We start from the raw sequence: 23,595 nt of genomic DNA on the forward strand, positions 1-23,595 counted from the left end.
GCATTCTAATGAACGTTGATGTATTTGCGTTTAAAAATCAGTGACTTATAGTAATAAATTGCGGCATAATTTTTTTATATTTTTTTCTTCGTTATGAGTTAGGGAGAAAAACGTCATTCATTTATGTAGGATACCTAACTGCGTTCCCGGGAGTGAACTACTGGTGGTTTTTCATAAGGTTTTGACCCACTAATGACAGTAGACGCTAATTTCCACTATTAATAATCTTGTTCGTGTTCAATACACACATTGAACACGTTTTGTTTTGATTTTTTTAAAAATGAACAAAATGAACAGAATTGATTCATTTGAACAGAGTGGCTTTTCTGTGTTTGAATGAATAAGAATGGTACATCGTTTCCCCAATAACACCCATTAATTTCGTGCTATCGTGAATGTATTTCTGTACCAATAACCAAAACTATATCCTATCAAAAATGAAATGAACGGCCCCTGAGAAACTGTGAATGCTTTCAATCTAAATGATAGGCCTTAAAGAAACCATATCCTGCTTCATATGCAGGTCAATGCTTCTATTCATATAATTCAAAACTGCGATAGAAATATTTATAATAACCCAAACCCTTGTATATGAGGTTAAATGTTACTCCATGCAGCGTTATGCGCAAACTTATTGTCTTTACCGCAATCTGGCTCCTTTCCTGGCCTGTTGCAAATGCGTATGCTGCAAATACTGCTCCCCTTTCTCATATGCAATATTGGTGGTCCCCCACTACTGAAATTTCTGCTGTTACAACAGCAGAAAATTGGTATGGCCAATCACCATTATTACATAAACAGGAAAATGGATTTTTAACGCCTGCGGATATACGCAGTTTTTTTGCTGCAGGGCCTATTTCGAGCCCGGGCATCAGCGATCAGGATATTCTCAACCCCCTCCTCTGTTTAGGCTGTACTATCACGCAGCAAGGGCAATCCCATGACGGCAGCATTAATACGGCTTCGCATATTACTATTGGTATAGGCCTTGCTACACGTGCGGGTCAGCGGATCATTTTCCCCGGTACCTATGAGAATGGGGATAGTGTGGTATTGGATTTTGAAGTGCCCGGTGCTTTAAGTGCATCCGTTCTAAGCTCAATAAGATTGCAGGCTTTTAATGGCGGGTCCCTGGTAACCACTGTCAACATCAGTGACCTGGGAACCTTGCGTGTTTTAGGTACAGGCATTGGTACATCCGGAAAGATGCGGGCTGTAATGCCTATCGGCGGTACATTTGACAGGGTGGAAGTGACCATCGGTTCACTGGCAGGTTTGTTGAATGAGTTATATATATATGAAGTGACTGCTGTTGTGCCGGTAACTGTTTCTCCTTCTGCCAACCCCATTATTTCTCCAGCAGGGCAATCTGCTGTATTAACGGCATCGCACAGGCTGGGTGCTGCAACATTCCGTTGGTATGATGTTCCCAGTGGCGGTACCCCCTTATATACCGGTAATATTTTCACAACGCCGGTGCTTTTCCGCGGTGTGAAACAATATTATGTGGAAGCCACTACTACAGCAGATGGCAAAACCAGTTTCATCAGAACCGCCGCGAACGTAGATGTGGGAGGCGGCCCCGGTTTGTTGTGGACATTTGGTGATGAACAGCAAAGCCCCCGGAATTCCGGTGTTTGTGCGTTGTGTATCGTTACCGATCCGCAGAATGCCATAGACGCAGATACTACTACCTCTTCCATGTTATCTATGCCTGTAGGGCTTGCCAGCTCTGTTGGCCAGCTGATCAGGTTCCCCGGTATTTACCAGTCGGGCGACAGTATTGTGCTGGACCTTGAACTTCCCGGTCAGTTATACACCAAACAATTATTATCCGGTATCAGTATACAACCATACAACGGCGCAAGTGCTGCCGGTCCTGCTATTGCGCTGGACAATGATCTCGTTCGTTTACAGGTGTTAGGTATTGGTGTTGGCGGAACATCCAAGTTCCGTGTAGTAGTTCCTTCCTCCGTTACTTTCGATGGCGTGCAGGTGAACCTCAATGCACTGTTTGCAGAACTGGGTTTCCTGCGTGTATATGAAGCTGCTGCTATGATACCTGTAGCCGTAACGCCTTCACCTGCGGTTACACCTTATAATACATCTGTTAACCTGAATGCAGCTATCCGTTCTGCGGGTGCTACATTTAACTGGTATACACAACCAACAGGTGGTAGTGCTGTTGCTACCGGCGCCAGTTTCCCAACGCCGGCACTTACACGCAGCACTACTTATTATGTAGAAGCCGCTACTCCGGATGGCTTAACGAGCTTCAAACGTACTGTTGTACCTGTAAGAGTGGGTGGCAGCGATGGTCCATTATGGAGCCATGGGGATACACAGGAGAGCCCTAAGCTCAGTGGTGTCTGTGTTGGCTGTAGTGTACAGAACCCATTGCTGGCAGTGGATGGAGATACCACTACTGCTGCTACGGTGAACATTCCTTTGGGCGTGTTAAGTTCAGCAGGGCAATTGATCCGTTTCCCTGGTAATTACCAGGCAGGGGATAGTATTATCCTCGACCTTGGTATACCCGCGGGCCAGCTTTTATCTGCACAATTACTTTCCGGCATCCGCATTGAAACATTCAATGGTGCTACTTCTAATAATGATGCGGCTGCATTCAGTACTGCTTTGGGCAATGCACAATTACTGGGCATCCCCGTTGGCAGTACCGGTAAGTTCAAGGTAGCATTACCAGCTACGGCTGCATTTGATGCAGTACAGGTTTCGCTTGCACCAGTTGTGGGCGGCCTGGGCAATCTGCAGATCTATGAAGCTACTGCAATGGTACCTGTAACAGTTAACCCTGCCACACAAACCATACCTTATGGTACCAGTGCTACTATCAATGGAGCTAACCGTTTACCTTCTGCAACATTAAACTGGTATACAACGCCAACGGGCGGTACTGCTGTATTCAGCGGTCCATCGTTCGTTACCCCCAACCTTACGCGGCAGACTAAATATTATGTAGAAGCTGCCACACCCGATGGCAAAACAAGTTACGTTCGCTCACTGGCCACTGTTAATGTAGGTGGTGGCGCAGGGCCATTATGGACGTATGGGGACAGAGAGGAGAGCCCATTGATCACCGGCGTTTGTCTTGGCTGTAATGTTCAGGACCCTGCAAACGCAGTGGATGGTAATCCGAATACTTCCTCCCTGCTCAATATGACTGTAGGTGCATTGGGCGGTGTTTCCCAACTCATCCATTTCCCTGGTACTTACCAGGCAGGAGACAGTATAGCACTGGACCTTGAAGTGCCCAACCAATTGTTTAACGCACAGCTGCTGGCCGGTATCAATGTGCAAACCTATAATGGCAGTACCCCTAATGCAGATGCCATTACCCTGGACAATAATGCTGTTCGTTTACAGGCATTAGGCCTGGGAGTGGGCACAACCGGTAAATTCCGTATCACTATTCCTGTCAACAATACGTTTGATGGCGTAAAGATAGGTACCACGGCAGCGCTTGCCGGTTTAGGTAATTTGCGTGTATACGAAGCAGTTGCCTTTATGCCTGTAAATATTACACCTCCTGCTCCGGTAATTCCATCCGGTACTACTGCTACCATGACGGCAAGTGTAAGAGCACCGGGTGCAACTTATACCTGGTATGAAAGTCCGACAGGAGGTACTGCTGTAGGTACAACAGCCAGCTTTACCACACCCACATTAACCCGCAGTAAAAAATACTATGCAGAAGCTGCAACACCGGATGGTAAAACCAGCTTCGTGCGTACAGCTGCTCCTGTTACTGTAAGTGGCGGCCCTGGTCCATTGTGGACGTATGCAGACCAACAAACAAGCCCCATCATTGGTGGCATTTGCCTTGGTTGCAGCGTACAAAATCCCAACCTTGCTGTAGATGGTGATACCACTACCGCTTCCCAGGAAATGATCACAGTGGGTGTTGCCGGTTCCGTAGGGCAGCTCTTGAAATTCCCTGGTACTTACCAGGCGGGAGACAGCATTTCCTTTACATTGGGCGTACCCAATCAAATGCTGAGTGCACAACTGCTTTCCGGCATCAGGGTACAGACCTTTAATGGCACTACGCCTAATAATGATGCGATCACGCTGGATAATGACCTGATCAACCTGCAGGCCCTGGGTCTTGATCCAACCGGCAGCGTAGGAAAATTCCGTGTAACCATCCCTGTTAACAGCGGATTTGATGGGGCACAGGTAGATCTTACCGGGCTTGTTTCAGGATTAACCAATCTGAATATTTATGAAGCAGCGGCCTTTATACCGGTAACGGTTACACCGCCGCCGCCTGTTGTTGTGCCATTTGGCAACGATACAACGCTTACTGCTTCCATTCGCCTGCCAGGTGCTACTTTCAGCTGGTACGATACGCCAACAGGTGGTACACCACTGGCTACAGGTGCTACATTTAATACGCCTGTCCTTATAGGAGACAGAACATTCTATGTTGAAGCTTCCACACCGGATGGCCTGAAGAGTTATATCCGTACTGCCGTTCCTGTTACCGTGAGAGTTGGGCCTGGTAGTCCTGATCTCTCATGCGGCAGAGGTATTACTCAAACAAATGGCACAGTAGGTTTGCTTTGCTTACTCTGTGCTGTGAATACACCGGAACTGGCTGTGGATGATAATCCACAAACATCATCCAGGCTGCATGTGCCGGTTGGCCTGTTAGGCGGTGTGCAACAAACTCTCACCTTTGGCCATGAAAGTTCAGTAGGGGATAGTTTACGTATAGTGGTAGGATCTACCACAGGCCTGCTCAATCTCGCATTGTTGGGGAATGTTACTATCCGGCCACGTAATAATGGCGTTGAAAATGCGGCAGATGTAAGGCCTGTAAACAGTGGCCTGCTGAGCCTGCAATTACTGGATGGCGGCGCACGCCAGGTGATCTCATTTGTACCTTCACAGGTGTTTGATGAAGTAGAGTTCCGGATCACCGGTCTTGCTACTGCCGTTACGGAAGTGAACCTGTTCTACGTACAACAGATCACGCCAATGGCTAAAGTGGTTTCGGATACCGTTAATGTTTGCAGTGGTCAAACGGCTACACTGAATGCAAACTTCCCGGCCGGCGCTACTTTCAACTGGTATGATGCACCTTCCGGCGGGAATTTATTATTCACCGGCGCAAGTTATACTACACCTGCCATTACAGCTGATGCTGTATATTATGTAGCCGCTGTTTCCGGTACAGGTTGTGCAAGTGAAACACGCAAACCTGTATTTGTAAAAGTTGGCCTGGCCAGTGTTGCTGTTACTGCTAACAATATTACAATTCCACAAGGCGGCACGGCTACCTTTAATGTAAATACGCCTAACCCTGCATATACTTACAACTGGTATAGTGTACCAACAGGCGGAACACCATTAGCTACAGGCCCAAGCTTCACCACACCGGCATTGAATGTTACCACTACTTATTATGTGGAAGCTACCACCAGCACAGGTTGTGCCAGTGCCCAAAGGATTCCGGTGATTGCTACCGTGCAGGTCGTGAATCCTGATATACCCTGCGATGCTGCTACTGCACAGGTAAGTAATGTAAATGGTATCTGCCTGGGATGTTATGTAGATAATCAAAGCTCTGCCGTTGATGCAAGCACCACTACCTTCTCTACTATCCATGTGATAGCAGGCTTGTTAGGTGGTTATGCACAGCAAACACTCATCTTCCCGAACCCAAGTGACCTGGGAGACAGTGTGAGGCTGGTAATGTCCTTCCCTGCTTCACTGGCTGATGCTGCATTGCTGGGCAGTGTGCAGATTGCTACTTATAATGGCACGCAATATAATAATGACAGGGCTAACCTTACAGGTGGTGGTTTGCTTAATCTGCAACTGTTACCTGGTAATCAAACCGCTATTGTAACCTTTGCGCCGGCTGCTGTCTTCGACAGGGTGGAAGTTCGTATGAATGCTGGTTTGGCCACAGCACTCAGTGCTGCTAATATTCATTTCGCGCAACGTTTCATTCCTGTTCCGGATGTAACACCGGATACGGTGAATACCTGTGTGGGCAGTACGGCAACGATTGCTGTGGCGCCAAGGACTAATACCATTTTCCGCTGGTATAGCCAGGCAACAGGCGGTACACCATTATTTACCGGTACTACCTTCCAGTCAGGCCCTGTATCTACAGATACAGCCTTCTATGTGGAAGCGGTGAAAGCATCTATCAACTGTCCGAATCCGATCAGGACAAAAGCCGTTGTTAAGATCACCGGTGCCCCTGCTGCCCCAACACTGGATAATACATCTGTAAACACCTGCGCAGGTACCACAGCTACTATTAAGGCTACGGCTCCTGTGGGTGCTACCTTCCGCTGGTACGCGCAACAAACAGGAGGCACACCAATATTTACAGGCAATACATTTATAACACCTGCGCTGGATAGTTCTGTGATCTATTATGCAGAAACAATATCCAGTGGTGGTTGTGCAAGCGCTACCCGTACAGCGGTACAGGTAAATATTACAGCAAGGCCGGCCACTCCTGATATAACACCACCAAGCGCAGCTGTTTGTGCAGGCAGTGTTACCACACTTACTGCTACTTCCACTACACCGGGTGTTGTATTCAACTGGTATTCCAGCGCAGCCATGGATAACCTGTTATTTACAGGGGCTTCCTTCACCACACCAGCCTTAACTGCTACCACTTCTTACTTTGTAGTGGCAGTGAACGGACAGTGTGCAAGCGCTGCTGCGAAAATGGTGACAGTAACCGTGAATGCCGTTCCTGCCAAACCAACTGTTAGCATTAATCCTGCAAGCGGTTTGGTAGAGTATGGGCAAACAGCGGTATTGACTGCCAGCTCTGCTTCGCCAGGTGCAATAACCTATCGTTGGTTCCTGGATTCACTGGGCACTACGCCTATATTTACAGGAGCTGCATACACTACTCAGCCGTTAACTAATAACACCCGTTACTTTGTAGAAGCGGTGGGCGAAAGTGGTTGTGCAAGTATCGGCCGTACAGGCGTTACGGTATTGGTGAACAGGAATTTCAACCCGGGTTGTGATTTCGCGAATTCACAGTCCCATACTACCAACGGGCTTTGTGTACTGTGTGCAGTGAATAATCCGGATAATTCCGTGGACAACGATACCACCAATGTTACGAATATCAGCATACCGGTAGGTGTGGGCGGCAATGTTTCTTACTTTATGAACTTCGGCAGCCTTGCATCTGCAGGGGATACTGTTAAAGTAAGATTGTCCTTCCCAACCGGCCTGGTGGACCTGAGCCTGCTTTCTAATATCACCATCACTTCTTATAATGGTACTACTTCTAATAACGATACCAAGGCACTGGATGCAGCTGGCCTGAAACTGGTACTGCTTGGCGGTTCCGATCAACGCGCTGCATTGTTTGCACCAGGTGCTGCATATGACCGTATTGAAATAAGGATAACCGGTCTTGCTACCCTGCTGACCAGCGTGAACATTCAATACGCTAACCGTATCCTGGCTTCGCCAACGGTAACGGTAGATAATACAACAGTATGTGCCGGTGCCCAGGCTACTTTAACAGCCACTGCGTCTGACAGTACTACAGTAAGATGGTACACCGTACCAACAGGCGGTACACCTGTATTCACAGGTAAAGTATTTACCACACCTGTGCTGAATGCTACCACCACTTACTATGCAGAAAGTTTCCGTGCATCTACTAATTGTGCTAATCCGATCCGTACATCTGCTACCATACAGGTACTTACTGTACCACAGACCCCGCAGATCCTGTCAGGAGATACAGCGATCTGTGCCGGCAACAGTGCAATCCTGCGTGCCCGTGCAGTTGATCCAGCACATACTATCCGTTGGTTCCTCAGTTCAACAGGTGGTACGGCAGTTTCGCTGGATAGCCTGTTCGTAACAGGTGCGCTCACCACCACTACCGTATTCTATGCAGAAGCATATAATGGAAGTTGCGGTTCAGCAGTACGTGTACCTGTAACCGTTACAGTGGGCACGGCGCCAAATGATCCTGTACTGGAATCCGGTAATCTCACCATCTGTTCCGGTACCAGCGCAACATTGCGTGTAACTTCAGCCACCACAGGGATCACCATCAACTGGTACACTGTTCAATCTGGCGGTACACCGGTATCCACTGGTGCACAATTCACCACACCGGCATTGAGCACTACTACCATCTATTATGTGGAAGCTACCAGCACAGCCGGTGGTTGTGCAAATGGTGGCGGAAGGATACAGGCAGTAGTGAATGTGAATGCTACACCGGCAGTTCCGGTATTGGTGGATGCGGTTAGAATAACCTGCCGCAATCAGCCGGCTACGCTTTCCGTACAAAATCCTGTAGCAGGTATCACATATAACTGGTACAGTGCTGCAACAGGTGGTACCTTGTTATCTACCGGGGCTACTTATACAACAGGGCCATTAACCGATACCGCAACCTTCTTCGTGGAAGCAGTGGGTACCGGTAATTGTCCAAGTACCAGCCGCGCGGTTGCGAGTGTAAGTGTGGTATCCACATTGAACCCGCCAACTGTTGAATCTGCGAACGTTACTGTTTGCCGTGGTGCACAGGCTACCCTGAGGGTGCAAAATCCGCTGGGTGGTGTAACCTACAATTGGTACGATGCACCAGGTGGTAATAAACTGTTCACAGGAGCTGTGTTCTTAACAGGCGTACAGGTTACCGGCAGCAGTTACTATGTGGAAGCAGTAAGCAGTGGCGGATGTGCCAGTGCTACCATGACCCGTGTGGATGTTCAGGTAACTGATGCGCCAACCTTACCTGTAGTATTAGGTAATACAACAGTTTGCCAGGGAGATGCTATCAGTCTTTCCATACAAAACCCGGCAGCCGGCCTTACTTATAGCTGGTATGATGCTGCAGCAGGTGGTAACAGGCTGGCACAGGGAACAACCTTTGCACCAACAGGTGTAACTTCTTCTGTGACCTATTATGTAGAAGCCTCCAGCGGCGTATGCAGCAGTGCAGGCAGAACACCTGTAACCATCACCGTGAATCCTGCGCCGCCAACTGTAACAGTTGATGCAACAGCGAAAACAGTTTGTATCGGCAACACGGCAGACCTGCATGTAGTGAATCCACAACCGGGTCTTACTTACCGCTGGTATGATGCCGCAGTAGGTGGAACAATTGTTTCTTCTTCGCCAGACTTTATAACACCGGCACTCTCTGCCAATAAGGATTACTATGTGGCAGCTATCAATGGCAGCAACTGCGCCAGCGTTACCCGCACAAGAGTAAGTGTTACCGTAACGAATGGCCCCGCTGTTCCGGCAGCTCCGGCAGAAGTAACCGTTTGCCGCGGCAATCGCCCAACAGTGAGTGTGCAGAACGCGAACGCTAATCTGCAGTATCGTTGGTACGATGCGCCGATCGGAGGTACATTGCTCTTCACAGGCAATACTTACTCTACGGCAGATCCATTGAATGTAAAAGATACCGTGTACCTCGAAGCCAGCTTACCTGGTGGTACCTGCATCAGTAATGGACGTGCACAGGTAATATTAATTCCTGCAGATGCTCCGGGTAATCCTGTGCTGGTGAACAGTGGTGCAGTAACAGTTTGTACCGGTACAACGGCCACCTTCAATGTACAGAACCCAACGGCGAATGTAACCTACCGCTGGTATGATGCAGCAACCGGAGGTAATGTACTGCTGGCAAATGGTACGAGCTACACAACCGGTGTACTTACTGCGAACATGGACGTTTATGTGGAAGCACTGATTGGTGGAGGTTGCGCAAGTGCCGGCCGGGCAAAAGGTACAGCTACTGTATCTCCTGTTCCGGGTGCTCCGTTGGTAACAGCAGATGCGAATACGGTTTGTCCGGATAGCAGTGCAACACTGAGAGCTTCTTCTGCACAGCCAGGCCTGATATTCAGCTGGTATACTACAGCAACAGGCGGTACGGCAGTATTCACAGGGCCGGTATTCAGAACGCCTGGACTGACCACTGCTACTACTTATTATGCAGCAGCCGGCTTCAATGGTGGTTGTATGAGTACTACCCGTACACCGGTAACCATCAATATCTATGCAGCATTACCTGCACCAACTGTATCTGTGGCTTCGAAAACAGCTACATCCGTAACCTTCCAGTGGAATGCTGTTCCAGGTGCGTTGGGTTACAGGGTATCTGCAGATGGCGGTATTACATTCACACAACCAAGCTCCGGCCTCACCGGTACTACACATACGGTAACGAACCTGTTGCCGAACCAGACCGTGACCTTACAGGTAATGTCTATCGGTGCAACAGAATGTGCTAACAGCGCATGGTTCCAGGGAGGTGGCGGAACAGATAACCCTGCCGGTAATACCATCTTTGTACCAAATGCCTTCACGCCAAATGGTGACGGATTGAATGATGTGCTCCTTGTATATGGTACTACCATTGCAACTATGGAGATCAGGATCTACAACCAGTGGGGTCAGATGATCTTTGAATCGAAAGACAAAGGACGTGGATGGGATGGTACGATGAGTGGCAAAAAACAACCGGTGGGTGTATACAACTACATCCTGAGAGCTACACTGCAGGACGGCACAACCGTACAGAAACGGGGAACTATAACAATCGTCAGATAACCCAGACACCAGGCAAGCAATACATGCCGGAATGAAGTAACCCTTCATTCCGGCTTATTCCAAACTCGAAAAATTTTCTTCCTATGAAGAGTAAAATTTTAATAGCAGTGCTTTCATTGTGCACTTTATATGTAAAGCCCTCAATGGCACAGGTTGATCCGCATTTTGCACAGTATTATGCATACCCACTCTGGCTGAATCCTGCATTGGCAGGTGTGATAGATGGTGATTACAGGCTTACGGGCAACTATCGTAATCAGTGGGCTAATTTCGGCACGCCTTATTCTACTGCAGGCGTATCATTTGATGCGGCTACAGAAAAGAACGTGGGGCTTGGTATTACAGCCCTGAATATGTCTGCCGGGGAAGCAGGATATAACTACTTCAACGCCATGGCCACCGTTTCCTATAGTGGGGTAAAGATGGGTGCGAATGGAACTACAAGACTGGTGGCAGGTATCCAGGCCGGGGTGATCAATCGCCGTGTGGACCAGTCCAAATTCCAGTTGGGCAGCCAGTATAACCCCGTAATGGGATTTGATCCGAACATCCCATCCGGCGAAACATTACGCGCTACTTCTTCTACTGTATTTGATGCAAATGCAGGGATCATGTTATTTGATGGTAATCCCAATCACCGTTTCAACCCATTCATTGGTTTTTCCGGCGCACACCTTACCCAACCGGAAGATCCCTTTGTTGCTGAGAATAAAGAATCTAAATCATTACCCGTCCGTTATGTGGCACATGGCGGTTCCCGCATCCGTGTAACAGATATGGTGAACCTCACACCGCATGGACTGTACATGCGCCAGGGTAATGCAGAAGAAATTGTAGCAGGAGTGTATTCCCAGATCAGGGTGAATCCTGAGTTCGATCTTTTACTGGGGGCCAACTACCGGGTGAACGATGCGGTCTCTCCTTTTGCCGGTTTCAGCTATAAGAGCTTCACACTGGGCTTGAGCTATGATGCCAATACTTCCAACCTGAGAAGGTTAACCACCGGCAGCAATGCATTTGAACTTTCTTTATCCTTTATAGGCCGCAAACGTAGAATTATGCAGCCGGAATACTTTATCTGTCCGAGGTTATAATCGTAACACCAAAAGAGGAAATTATGAAAAGATTTACACTCATCCTGCTGTTGGTTTTAACAGGTCTTGTTAATCCTTTGCAGGCACAGACATATGTAACTGATTTCAAACGTACGGCGGATAATTATTTTGCACAGAAAGATTACTATTCCGCCGCGCAATATTACAGCAAAGCACTGGGCACTTTTACGGTAAAACCCGGAGAGTATAAACCTTACCTGCTGGAGAAAGGAGGGAAAAGCAAACAGAAAAGGCTGAAAGATTATGAGCAGGTAGTGTATCGCCTTGCTGAATCCTACAGGATGTATAATGATTTTGGTAATGCAGGCAAATGGTATGCAGAAGCCATCAACTTTGATCCTGTACAGTTCCCGCTGGTAAAGTATTGGTATGGGGTGTGCCTCAGGGCTAATGCAAAGACCGGCGAGGATTATGAAAATGCACTCGCGCAATTTCAACAGTTCAAACAATCCTATAAGGGAACGGATGAATATTCCAACAGGACCAATATCGAAATTCAAAGTTGTGAATTTGCGATAGAGGAAATGAAACATCCGCCAAGATATGAAGTAGTAAAAGTGGCAGGGAACATCAACCAGGGTGGTGCAAACTATGCCCCGGTACCGGTGAGCAATAACACATTCTACTTTACTTCTTCCCGCCCGGATTCCACATTACTTGTAAAGAAATCAAATCCTTTCATCAATACACTATACATCGCCAAGGGAGAGAATAGCAGTTTTGATAGCAATGAGAAATTATCCATACCCATGGAAAAGGGCACAGAACAAGGAGTTGCTGCTATTGCTCCCGATGGCAATACGTTGTATGTAACAAGATGGACAATCAAAGACGGCAATAAACAATCCGCCATCTACCGCAGCAACAAAGCCGGTAACGGGTGGACGGAACCACAGTTGCTGGATGCTACTATCAATGCTGCCGGTTACAGTGCAAAGGAACCTTTCGTTACTTCAGACGGTAAATATTTCCTCTTTGTATCAGACCGCCCCGGCGGCATGGGGAAATTTGACCTGTGGTATTGTACCATCAGCAGTGGCGGTACGCTAAGCGCAGCCAATAACATGGGTAATACCATCAACACCAAAGAAGAAGAAAGCGCGCCTTTTTATGATCCTAATAAACAGGTGCTCGTATTCAGCTCTAATGGCCGTGTTGGTTTTGGCGGGCAGGATTTTTTCAGCAGCAAGGGAAGTTTTGGTGGATGGACGGTGCCGGAGAACATGGGGTATCCTTTGAACTCCGCTAAAGATGATCAGTATTATGCCGCTTTGCAACCAAAGAATGCATTAAATAAAGGGTATATCAGTTCAGACAGGGAATCCATCTGCTGCCTGGAAATATTTGCGGTTAAACGCAAAGCCAAAATGGCCGGAGGTTTAGTGATGGATTGCGAAACAGGCAAACCGCTGGAAGGTGCAAAGATCACTTTGCTTGATAGTACGCAAAGGAATACACTCGAAACACAAACCACAGGTTATGGCGGTAATTATATGTTTGAACTGGAGATGAATAAAAAGTATAAAGTACTGATAGAAAAAGATAATTACTTCTCAAAGAATTTTTCCTTCAATACGGAACAACTCTCCATGGTGGACTCCATGATGAACCCTACTGTTTGTCTGAAACGATTTGAAATGAACAAACCGATTGTGATCAATGATATCTTCTATGATTACAATAAAGCCACATTGCGGCCGGAATCGAAACTGATCCTCGATTCGCTGTATTACCTGTTGCTGGATAATCCAAAGATGGAAATAGAACTTGGAGCACATACGGATAGTAAAGGAACAGATGCTTACAACCTTAAATTATCCAATGCGCGTGCTAAATCCTGTGTGGACTACCTGATCAGTAAAGGCATTCCACAGACCCGCGTAGTGAGTAAAGGTTATGGTGAATCAAGACCGGTAGCGCCGAACACATTGCCTAATGGTAAAGACAACCCGGATGGAAGGCAATTAAACCGCCGGACGGAGTTTAAAGTGTTACGGAATTAATTCAGATAACGCAGTAAGAAGTTCTGAGCGGGAATTCTTTCCCAATATGAACCATATCCTATCATATACAAGTAGTAGCCGGCATCCGCCGGCTACTACTATTTTGGATCGATCTAATGAAAAAGAAGGTAATAAAAAGGCTGCCCTGCATTGCAGAACAGCCCTCTCCATCTATCAACTAAAAAATAGTACGCTTATTTTCCGATCTTAGCTCTTGCAACGTTGCTATCAGCAGGAGGTGTAGCAGCGGTTACATAGTGAACTCTTGCAAAGTAGCTGTACTTCAGCAGAGAATCGTAGTTAAACTTAACAGAATCACCTGTTGCAGGTTTGATCTTCTTAACCGTAATGGTTTTGATCACAGCAGCATCATTAGTGGTGCTCTTCTCTGAACCCAGGTCTAAACCAACTTCCAGCGTTGGATTTTGCGTACGGAGCAAAGCAGTATCGCCTTTGATCACGCTGAATTTGTAAGTGATGTCTTTAGTGCTTTTGTTGATCTTAATGGTCAGATCAAAAGTACTGTCTGTTCTTTCCTGAATGGTCACTGTTCCACCTCCGATTTCAGTCGCCGTTCTCAGTGGGATTTCTTTTTTGCGTAATACTCTTGCAGGATCATCGTCAGAGCAGGATGCGAGGGAAATTCCAAAGATAGCAGTAGCGATAAGCCCCAGTGAAAGAGCTTTGTTTTTGTTAATAAGCATGGTTTCCGTTTTAAATTAGCTTGTTTTCAAATTAGGTTAAAGTGTATTCCCGTTTGTGGTACGCTTGTAAAACGGGCATCGTTTTAAAATGTTACAAACATTTTAACGATTTCTTTGCAAATACCCCTGTTAGTATAGGTGAAACCGGCTGTGATGGCTTGTTTCACTATGAAATAATTTTTTTATTTATCCTGTATACTCCTGAATAACAATCTCCGGCAACGATTGGTTTTAGGAATTATTGTTAAGGATGAAACCAATTCGTCCGGCATGCGGCAGGGATAAAACGGCGTTGTAATTTTTCGAATGGCCAAATCAATGAAACAATTACCTTTGTATCCTTCAATACAACGCATATGAAAATGTAATACCGTCGGCCTATTTGCGTGCTGACGATCTCCTCCCCGAACTATCGCGCTATAACCTGGTGCATTACACCTTATTCTATTTATTAAATATCAACATTACTACATGCGAACTATTACGCACGTTACGTCGCGCACATACAGGCTTTTTCAATTAATTAAGGAAGCGCTGAAAGGAGACGAAAAAGTTTATACAACCGGGAGTATCAACCGGGCATTAATATTACTGGCCATTCCCATGATGCTGGAAATGACCATGGAATCGTTATTCGCATTGGTGGATGCTTTCTTTGTGGGAAGATTAGGCAAGGCCGCTATTTCCACTGTAGGATTAACAGAATCTGTATTAAGCCTCATATATGCCATCGCCGTTGGGATCAGTATGGCTGCCACTGCCGTAGTGGCCAGGCGTATTGGAGAAAAAGATCCTGAAGGAGCTTCCAAAGCTGCGGTACAGGCACTTTACCTGTCACTGGGGTTTTCTGTGATCGTGAGCATTTGCGGCATTCTCTTTTCCAGGGAGATCCTGGGACTGATGGGAGCCGATGCAGAAATGATCCGTTCAGGACATACGTACACACAAATAGCCATGGGCTCTAACCTGGTGATCGTACTGCTTTTCCTGATCAACGGGATCTTCCGTGGTGCCGGTGAGGCCAGTATCGCTATGAGGAGTTTATGGCTGGCCAATATCCTGAACATCATCCTGTGTCCGCTGTTTATATATGGACTGGGGCCTGTTCCTGCATTTGGACTGGAAGGTGCTGCGATAGCCACAACAATTGGCCGTGGTACCGGCGTGGCTTATCAGTTATACCATTTATTCAGTGGTAAAAGAACTATCCAGGTGAGCTGGCGGCATATCCGTCCTGAATGGGAGACCATTGCGAAGATGATCAAACTGGCTTCCGGTGGTACCTTGCAATTCCTGATCGGTTCAGCCAGCTGGATCTTCCTGATCCGCATTATTTCCCAGTTTGGAGAAGATGCGCTGGCAGGTTATACTTTTGCCATCCGCATCATTGTGTTTGCTATCCTTCCTGCATGGGGCGTAGCAAATGCAGCTGCTACCCTGGTAGGGCAAAACCTGGGAGCAGGAGAACCAGAGCGGGCAGAGAAGAGCGTCTGGAAGGCGGCTTATTTAAATATGATCATACTGGGCTTCGTGTCCATTGTGTTCATCATCTTTGCACCCTGGATGCTGAGCTTCTTCTCTAAAGACCCGGCTGTACTGGCTTACGGAATAGAAGGGCTGCGACTGATCAGTCTCGGGTATATCTTTTATGCATTCGGGATGGTGATGGCACAATCTTTCAATGGGGCCGGAGATACCAGAACACCTACCATTATTAATTTAATAGGCTTCTGGGTGATACAGATACCCCTGGCCTGGTTCCTGGCCATTCCATTGAAATGGGGGCCTACAGGGGTTTTCTGGGCTATCTTCATTGCAGAGTCAATAATCGCTACCATGGCGGTGATCATATTCCGGAAGGGGAAATGGAAGAAAGTAAAGGTTTAGTAGCTAATTGCTTACATTTGCTGCGTTTTTCAACCTTTAATTAATTCATTACATGTCTCTTACCGTAGTTGGCACCATGGCTTTCGATGATATCGAAACGCCCTTTGGTAAATCGGATAAAATCGTAGGCGGATCAGCTTCTTATATTGCCTGGGCTGCATCAAACTTTGTACAACCAGTAAACCAGGTTTCTGTGATCGGGGGCGATTTCCCGCAGTCTGAACTGGATGCACTCACTAAAAGAGGGGTTGCATTAGATGGTGTACAGGTGAAGAAAGACGAAAAATCTTTCTACTGGGCTGGTAAATACCACCTGGATATGAACTCCCGTGATACACTGGTTACAGAGCTGAACGTACTGGCAGATTTTGAACCCGTTATCCCGGCCAGCTACCAGGGAAGCGAATTCCTGATCCTCGGTAATCTGAGCCCGCAGGTACAGATGAGCGTGATCAATCAGCTCAGCCCCCGTCCGAAACTGATTGTAATGGACACCATGAACTTCTGGATGGACATTGCCCTGGAGGACCTGTTGAAGACCATTAAATTGGTAGATGTACTGGTAGTGAATGACAGCGAAGCCCGTCAGCTGACCGGTGAGTTCTCCCTGGTGAAAGCGGCTAAGAAGATCCTGACCATGGGTCCCCGTTACCTGGTGATCAAGAAAGGTGAACATGGCGCATTGCTTTTCCATGAAAACCATGTGTTCTTTGCACCCGCTCTCCCATTGGAAGATGTATTTGACCCAACCGGTGCAGGGGATACTTTCGCCGGCGGTTTCATTGGCCACCTGGCTAAAACGAAGGACATTTCCTTCGAGAACATGAAGACGGCGATCATCGTTGGTTCAGCAATGGCTTCTTTCTGCGTGGAGAAATTTGGTGCTGCCCGTTTAAGGGAGATCTCCAAAGAAGATATCTCTGCAAGGCTGGAGCAATTCGTGGAACTGGTGAACTTTGATATTGACCTGGTATAGTGCCAGTATATTATTATAGAAAAAAGGACCGTCCTGTGAAGGACGGTCCTTTTTTAGTTATAGGAATATCGAACCTTGAGCCTATGTGAAGAGAAGGATAGTATAACCTTTACCCTATGTTGAGCCTATGTCAACCCTATGTGAAACCTATCTGAAGCTAAAGAATACGTTTACATATTCTAAACTTTCACCATGCAGCATGACAATCATTTAAAGATGTCGTTCAGCACTTTTGCGAGGCGGATACCCCCTTTTGTGAGCTGACCGTTGAGGTCATCCACGAAGATATAATTGTACCGGTAGCTGAGTTTTTCACCATCGGGGGTACGGTCGTACACTTTGTCAGAAAGCAGGTGAGATTCCCACATCCAGTCTGTAATTGCCCCCATTTGGTAGGCTTTTTTATTTTGTGTGGTAACTACACGATTTAGATTTTGGGCATATTCTGTGTAGCTATATTGTTGAAAGTCAATTAAATGTTCGTCCCATACCCGGTGGAGGTTGGTAGGGCGGTCAAACCATGTCACATTGACCTTATTTCCACCCTGATCTTCATCTCTACCCACATGCAGCGGTTGGTGGAGGTCTCCGATCATGTGTACGAGGAAGCTGAGGGCGAACCTTTTCCGGGCTTTGGGAGTGGCAGGATCTTTCAGTTCTTTGATCATGGCAAGGATGGAAGTATAGAGATTTTCTCCTTTAGCCTCACTAACCAATTTGTCGAATTCCTGGCGGGAACAGTGACCTGGAAAATCGAGGTAATGCCAGGGCGAGGTATGTTTGTACAGGTTGGTAGTATCTGATTTAATGAAGTCCGGCCAGTTGGAGATCATGGCAAGGGTTTCGTTACCTATGATGTTCCGGATGGCGAGTTGGGCTTTAGGGGTCAGGTGCCAGGAGGCGATCTCTCCTACTACCCTGTGGCCAACAGGGCCCCAGGCTTTAACGGGTTGGATGCCGGAGAGCAATAGCGTTGTTGTCAGAACGCTTAAAAGGAGCTTTTTCATGTTAAACTATTTGTCGAATTTTGATACCCGAATGTCGGATTGTAAAATGACTTTATTGTAAAATTTTAACAAGGTCTTTACCTGCTAAAAGCCGAAATTCGTGAACCCGATCACCAATCCGAAACAATTATGCCTTTTAAGCTCCAAGCACCATATAAACCAGCAGGCGACCAACCCAATGCGATCCGTTTACTTACAGAAGGGATACAGGACGGAGAGCGTTTCCAGACTTTGCTGGGGGTTACCGGTTCGGGTAAAACGTTCACTATGGCGAACGTTATACAGAATACCCAGAAGCCTACCCTGGTACTTACCCATAATAAAACCCTCGTTGCACAATTGTACGGAGAACTCCGCCAGTTCTTTCCGGACAATGCGGTAGAGTATTTTGTAAGTTACTACGATTATTATCAGCCGGAAGCGTATATGCCGGTGAGTGATACTTATATAGAAAAGGACCTTGCCATTAATGAAGAGTTGGATAAATTAAGGCTCCGTGCCACCTCCAACCTTTTATCCGGCAGAAGGGACATTATAGTGGTAGCCAGTGTATCCTGTATATATGGTATGGGTAACCCTACCGATTTTGAGAACGGGATCATCCGGATCCATAAAGGAATGACCATTGGCCGGAACACCTTATTACATGGGCTGGTGAATGCCCTCTATTCCAGGACCACCGGAGATTTCAACCGGAGTAATTTCCGGGTGCAGGGAGATACGGTGGATATCAATCTGCCTTACGTGGATTATGGATACCGCATTACTTTCTTTGGAGATGAGATAGAAGAGATCGAGAGCTTTGATGTGAGCAACGGAAAACGGATCATGACATTGGATACCGCAGCGATCTTCCCGGCCAATCTTTATATAGCACCTAAGGACATGATGGTGCAGATCCTCCATGAGATCCAGGATGAAATGCAGGCACAGGTGGAATATTTTAAAAAGAACGGCAAACTCATAGAAGCACAGCGTTTATCCGAACGCGTTAATTATGATGTGGAAATGATCCGGGAGCTGGGTTATTGCAGTGGTATTGAAAACTACTCCCGCTTCCTGGACAGGCGGAAGCCTGGTATGCGCCCATTCTGTTTACTGGATTATTTCCCGAAAGACTTCCTGCTGGTGATAGATGAAAGCCATGCCACCATTCCACAGGTAAGCGGGATGTATGGCGGAGACCGTTCCCGTAAACTCACGCTGGTGGATTATGGATTCCGTTTACCCTCTGCGCTGGACAACCGGCCGCTTAATTTCAATGAGTTTGAGAACCTGTTGAACCAGGTGGTTTTTGTAAGTGCCACACCGGGAGAATACGAACTAAAGCAAACAGAAGGTGTGGTGGTGGAACAGATCGTACGGCCGACAGGGTTATTAGATCCTCCCATTGAGATCCGGCCCAGTAAGAACCAGGTGGATGACCTGCTGGATGAAATAGATAAACGTATATTAAAAGGAGACCGGGTGCTGGTGACTACGCTGACCAAGAAAATGGCAGAGGAGATGGACAAGTACCTGCACCGTATTAATATTAAGAGCCGTTACATTCACTCAGAAGTGGATACATTGGAGCGGGTAGAGATCTTAAGGGACCTGCGCTTAGGTAATATAGATGTGGTAGTGGGAGTGAACCTGTTAAGGGAAGGGCTTGATCTGCCGGAGGTATCGTTGGTGGCTATACTGGATGCAGACAAGGAAGGTTTTCTGCGGGATGAACGCTCCCTTACGCAAACAGCGGGACGGGCAGCACGGAATGTGGATGGCCTGGTGATCTTCTATGCAGATAAGATCACAGATAGTATGCGCCGTACAATGGATGAAACAGACAGGAGGCGTCAACGCCAGCGGGAGCATAATGCCAAATATGGTATCACGCCTATGACTGTACTTAAAACCAAGGAGCAGATCATGGGATCTACTTCCGTACTGGAGATCAAGAACTTTGATGAGAATTCTCCTTATGCAGTGATGGATGCGATGGGGCTGGTAACAGAAGACCCGGCAGGATACAACAAGGATACTATTAAGAGCATTCCACAGATGGAAAAGGAGATCGGCAAGGTGCGGAAGAATATGGAAAAGGCGGCAAAAGACCTGGATTTTATGGAAGCGGCCAGGTTAAGGGACCAAATGTTTACGATGCAGAACGATCTGGAAAATATGAAGCGGAAATAGTTGCTCAAACAACAAACTCAACATAGAATTATTTATAATATAACTGAAAGGATAATGGTGTTTTTCAACAAACACTGTTATCCTTTTTAATATTTAAATCCTTTACAGTCAAATGTTTGAAGGCTTAGTGTAAGATTTACAGTGTAACATGCCCCCTGAAAAATTAGAATTTCGTAATTCTTTGTTAAAACTTTTGTAACTTAATCATTATCAAATTGTTAATACCCATTATCCTACCCCGTTACACTCCTTCATATTCCTAAAAACCGTTATAATATGTTTATTAATTATAATGTGATTGTATTCGGCGCCTCATATTTCGTCATTTTTTCGAATATTTCCATTTTTAGGGCCTTCTATTTGAACTTTTAAAGCATCTGCCTACTTTTATTTCGAAATTTAAAATGATACGCTATGAAGAAAATTTCGATTCAGGATTATCTGCCATTTATATTTTTAGCTGCGCTGGCAGTAATTGGCATTTTTTTACCTACAGCTCCAACATTTGCCGATGCCAGCAAGTATAATGCAGCAGATGTTGCCTGGGTTTTAGTGGCTACCACTTTGGTATTTTTGATGACCCCGGGTTTATCCTTCTTCTACGGAGGAATGGTAAACAAGAAGAATGTGATCTCCACTATGATGCAAAGCTTTATTGCAACCGGCCTCATCAGTATTATCTGGGTGGTTGTTGGTTTCAGCCTTGCATTCGGAACTTCTAAAGGAGGGATCATTGGTGACCCTACTACTTATTTCTTCTTTAATGGTGTAGGTTCAGGCGGACCATGGGGCACTATTCCCATTTTATTATTCGCTTTGTTCCAGCTGAAATTCGCTGTGATCACTCCTGCCCTTGTTGTGGGTGCGGTTGCTGAGCGGATCCGCTTCACATCTTATGTATTATTCATGGTACTGTTCAGCCTGTTGGTATATGCACCAATTGCACACTGGACCTGGCATGCAGACGGCATCCTCTTTAAATTGGGTGTACTTGACTTTGCCGGTGGTACTGTTGTACATATTTCTGCTGGTTGTGCTGCTCTTGCCGGTGCGCTGGTTTTAAGACGCCGTAAAGACCACATTGCTAAAAAAGAACTGCAACCTGCAAACATTCCTTTCGTATTGATCGGTACCGGTTTGCTGTGGTTTGGCTGGTTCGGCTTCAACGCAGGTTCTTCTCTTGCTGCTAACGGTTTGGCTGTAACAGCTTTCGCTGCTACCAATACAGCTGCCGCTGCTGCCGGTCTTTCCTGGATCTTCTTTGATGTGATCCGCGGTAGAAAACCATCTGTACTTGGATTCTGTATCGGTGCGGTTGTTGGTCTTGTTGCCATCACACCTGCTGCAGGATACGTTGGAGTACCACAAAGCCTCTTCATTGGTTTCATTGCTGCGATCGTTTCTAACATCGTTGTACATTATAAGAACAAATCTGCCATCGATGATACATTGGACGTATTCCCCTGCCATGGTGTAGGTGGTATGGTAGGTATGCTGATGACCGGCGTGTTTGCTTCCAAACTGATCAACCCTGCAGGTAACGACGGTTGGGCTTACGGTAACTTTGACCTGTTCTACAAACAAGTACTGGGCCTGTTGCTGGTAGTTACTTACAGCTTTGTTGTATCCTGGCTGATCTTCAAGTTCATCAACTTCATTCATCCGCTGCGCGTAACTGAACAGGAAGAAGAACTGGGTCTGGACGTTACACAACACAACGAGATCTATCACCCACAAAACCTGAGCATCAATGGTCAGGGTTCATTAGCCGAAGAACCTGTACAACACGGATAATATCACCTAGTTAATAATTGTTTGATCCGGATTAGTAAGTATTTGTTTATCACCACGGCGCCAGCCGTAAATGCGGGAAACCGCCGTGGTGATTAAACGATCCGGCTCCCTATTGCCTGCCAATTAGCAAATTTGTCCATACAACATCAGCACCTCAACAATAAAAGCGCCACACAAAACCCTTATCATTTTTATTAACCAAAAACTCTCGCCTAATGAGAAAAAGTTTATTTGCCCTTCTGGCTATGTTTATTGCTATGTCCGCTTCTGCCCAGGATTCTTTACGCTTGCTGCCAGTAGGATTTAAATTATCCGGATACGCTGATGTTTATTACAAGTATGGTTTTAATGAAAACAAAGGAGATAATAAGACGAGCTTTACCAACTCACACAACTCTTTTGAATTAGGTATGGTGTCTTTGAAACTGGAAAGCACTTTCAAGAATGTAGGATTGGTTGCGGACATCGGCTTTGGAAAAAGAGCAGAAGATTTCTCTTATAATGACGAAAAAACGCGCCTCGCGATAAAGCAATTATATATTTCATATGCACCAACTTCCTGGTTGAAGTTCACCATGGGTAGTTTTGCCACACACGTTGGTTACGAACTGGTGGATGCATATGCAAACAGAAATTACAGCATGTCCTACATGTTTTCCTATGGACCCTTTTTTCATACCGGTGCTAAAGCTGATCTGACCTTTGGAGAGCACAACCTGATGATCGGCGTTTTCAATCCAACAGATCTTAAAGCTGCATGGGATGGCCATGAAGGTATCAAGTACATTGGTGCACAATATGGTTTTGCTTCTGCCAGCGTACCTTTCAAAGCTTATCTGAACTACATCGGCGGACTGGATACTTTCCAAACGCGTAATGACCAGGTGGACCTGGTACTCAGTTACCAGGTAGCACCTAAGTTCGGAATCGGCTACAACGGTACTTACAGCACTTACAAGAACAAACCTGCTAAAACCGATGCTACCAACTGGTTTGGCTCTGCATTGTACCTGAACTATGATCCTTCTGAAAGCTTTGGTCTGAGCCTCCGTGGTGAATACTTCAGCGATAAAGATGGTCTGAAGGTTTATACTGATCCTACAGAATTCCCCGAAGGCGGCAGTGTGGTTTCCTTCACCTTATCCGGTAATTACAGGATAGGTGGTTTTACACTGATCCCTGAGGTTCGTTTGGACCAGGGTAACAAGGAAGGCATCTTCCACGATAAGGATGATGCGCCTAAAAAATCATCTGCAAGTGTATCACTGGCAGCGATTTACAAGTTCTAAATCTAAACACTGGCTCATATAAGAAGGTTTAACCAAACCA

Annotated in this window: 10 protein-coding genes; 8 read left to right on the top strand and 2 right to left on the bottom strand. The window is 46.4% G+C overall.

Translation table 11 applies throughout. The features are described 5' to 3' along the window. Nucleotides 1–621: 621 nt before the first annotated feature. From BUR42_RS22295 to BUR42_RS22305, 3 genes are all read left to right on the top strand, one after another. Nucleotides 622–10,602 (top strand): Ig-like domain-containing protein, encoded by a 9,981-nt coding sequence (locus BUR42_RS22295; protein ID WP_074241798.1) that lies wholly within the window; start codon nt 622–624, stop codon nt 10,600–10,602. 83 nt (nt 10,603–10,685) lie between these two features. Further along, nucleotides 10,686–11,696, top strand: coding sequence for a PorP/SprF family type IX secretion system membrane protein (locus BUR42_RS22300; protein WP_074241799.1), 1,011 nt, complete (start codon nt 10,686–10,688; stop codon nt 11,694–11,696). 23 nt (nt 11,697–11,719) lie between these two features. Beyond that, nucleotides 11,720–13,720, top strand: a complete 2,001-nt coding sequence (locus BUR42_RS22305) for an OmpA family protein (RefSeq protein WP_074241800.1) — start codon at nt 11,720–11,722, stop codon at nt 13,718–13,720. Between the two features lie 194 nt (nt 13,721–13,914). Here BUR42_RS22305 and BUR42_RS22310 read toward each other — a convergent pair whose 3' ends face one another. Beyond that, nucleotides 13,915–14,424 (bottom strand): hypothetical protein, encoded by a 510-nt coding sequence (locus BUR42_RS22310; RefSeq protein WP_074241801.1) that lies wholly within the window; start codon nt 14,422–14,424, stop codon nt 13,915–13,917. A gap of 471 nt (nt 14,425–14,895) precedes the next feature. Between BUR42_RS22310 and BUR42_RS22315 the strand changes: the two genes are divergently transcribed. Together BUR42_RS22315 and BUR42_RS22320 are read left to right on the top strand one after the other, a co-directional pair. After that, nucleotides 14,896–16,311: an MATE family efflux transporter gene (locus BUR42_RS22315; protein WP_074241802.1), complete on the top strand. Its 1,416-nt coding sequence runs from the start codon at nt 14,896–14,898 to the stop codon at nt 16,309–16,311. A 52-nt stretch (nt 16,312–16,363) separates the two neighbouring features. Continuing rightward, on the top strand, nt 16,364–17,287 hold the full coding sequence (locus tag BUR42_RS22320; RefSeq protein ID WP_074241803.1) for a PfkB family carbohydrate kinase: 924 nt from the start codon (nt 16,364–16,366) through the stop codon (nt 17,285–17,287). 206 nt (nt 17,288–17,493) lie between these two features. Here BUR42_RS22320 and BUR42_RS22325 read toward each other — a convergent pair whose 3' ends face one another. Further along, nucleotides 17,494–18,294 carry a S1/P1 nuclease gene (locus tag BUR42_RS22325; RefSeq protein WP_074241804.1) on the bottom strand — a complete coding sequence of 267 codons (801 nt, stop codon included), beginning with the start codon at nt 18,292–18,294 and terminating at the stop codon, nt 17,494–17,496. 129 nt (nt 18,295–18,423) lie between these two features. Between BUR42_RS22325 and uvrB the strand changes: the two genes are divergently transcribed. The 3 genes from uvrB to BUR42_RS22340 all read left to right on the top strand — a co-directional run bounded on the left by uvrB (nt 18,424) and on the right by BUR42_RS22340 (nt 23,555). After that, on the top strand, nt 18,424–20,472 hold the full coding sequence (gene uvrB / locus BUR42_RS22330; RefSeq protein WP_074241805.1) for an excinuclease ABC subunit UvrB: 2,049 nt from the start codon (nt 18,424–18,426) through the stop codon (nt 20,470–20,472). A gap of 414 nt (nt 20,473–20,886) precedes the next feature. Further along, the gene (locus tag BUR42_RS22335) at nt 20,887–22,266 is read left to right on the top strand and encodes an ammonium transporter (protein WP_074241806.1); all 1,380 of its coding nucleotides are present in this window, start codon (nt 20,887–20,889) and stop codon (nt 22,264–22,266) included. 215 nt (nt 22,267–22,481) lie between these two features. After that, on the top strand, nt 22,482–23,555 hold the full coding sequence (locus BUR42_RS22340; RefSeq protein ID WP_074241807.1) for a porin: 1,074 nt from the start codon (nt 22,482–22,484) through the stop codon (nt 23,553–23,555). The last annotated feature ends 40 nt before the right edge of the window (nt 23,556–23,595 follow it).

It is taken from the genome of Chitinophaga niabensis, from assembly GCF_900129465.1.
Lineage (GTDB): Bacteria > Bacteroidota > Bacteroidia > Chitinophagales > Chitinophagaceae > Chitinophaga > Chitinophaga niabensis.

What these genes read in the sequence shown, in the direction of transcription:
- BUR42_RS22295 (WP_074241798.1), top strand. Translation starts at nt 622, where the DNA reads ATGCGCAAACTTATTGTCTTTACCGCAATCTGGCTCCTTTCCTGGCCT.
- BUR42_RS22300 (WP_074241799.1), top strand. Translation starts at nt 10,686, where the DNA reads ATGAAGAGTAAAATTTTAATAGCAGTGCTTTCATTGTGCACTTTATAT.
- BUR42_RS22305 (WP_074241800.1), top strand. Translation starts at nt 11,720, where the DNA reads ATGAAAAGATTTACACTCATCCTGCTGTTGGTTTTAACAGGTCTTGTT.
- BUR42_RS22310 (WP_074241801.1), bottom strand. Translation starts at nt 14,424, where the DNA reads ATGCTTATTAACAAAAACAAAGCTCTTTCACTGGGGCTTATCGCTACT.
- BUR42_RS22315 (WP_074241802.1), top strand. Translation starts at nt 14,896, where the DNA reads ATGCGAACTATTACGCACGTTACGTCGCGCACATACAGGCTTTTTCAA.
- BUR42_RS22320 (WP_074241803.1), top strand. Translation starts at nt 16,364, where the DNA reads ATGTCTCTTACCGTAGTTGGCACCATGGCTTTCGATGATATCGAAACG.
- BUR42_RS22325 (WP_074241804.1), bottom strand. Translation starts at nt 18,294, where the DNA reads ATGAAAAAGCTCCTTTTAAGCGTTCTGACAACAACGCTATTGCTCTCC.
- uvrB (WP_074241805.1), top strand. Translation starts at nt 18,424, where the DNA reads ATGCCTTTTAAGCTCCAAGCACCATATAAACCAGCAGGCGACCAACCC.
- BUR42_RS22335 (WP_074241806.1), top strand. Translation starts at nt 20,887, where the DNA reads ATGAAGAAAATTTCGATTCAGGATTATCTGCCATTTATATTTTTAGCT.
- BUR42_RS22340 (WP_074241807.1), top strand. Translation starts at nt 22,482, where the DNA reads ATGAGAAAAAGTTTATTTGCCCTTCTGGCTATGTTTATTGCTATGTCC.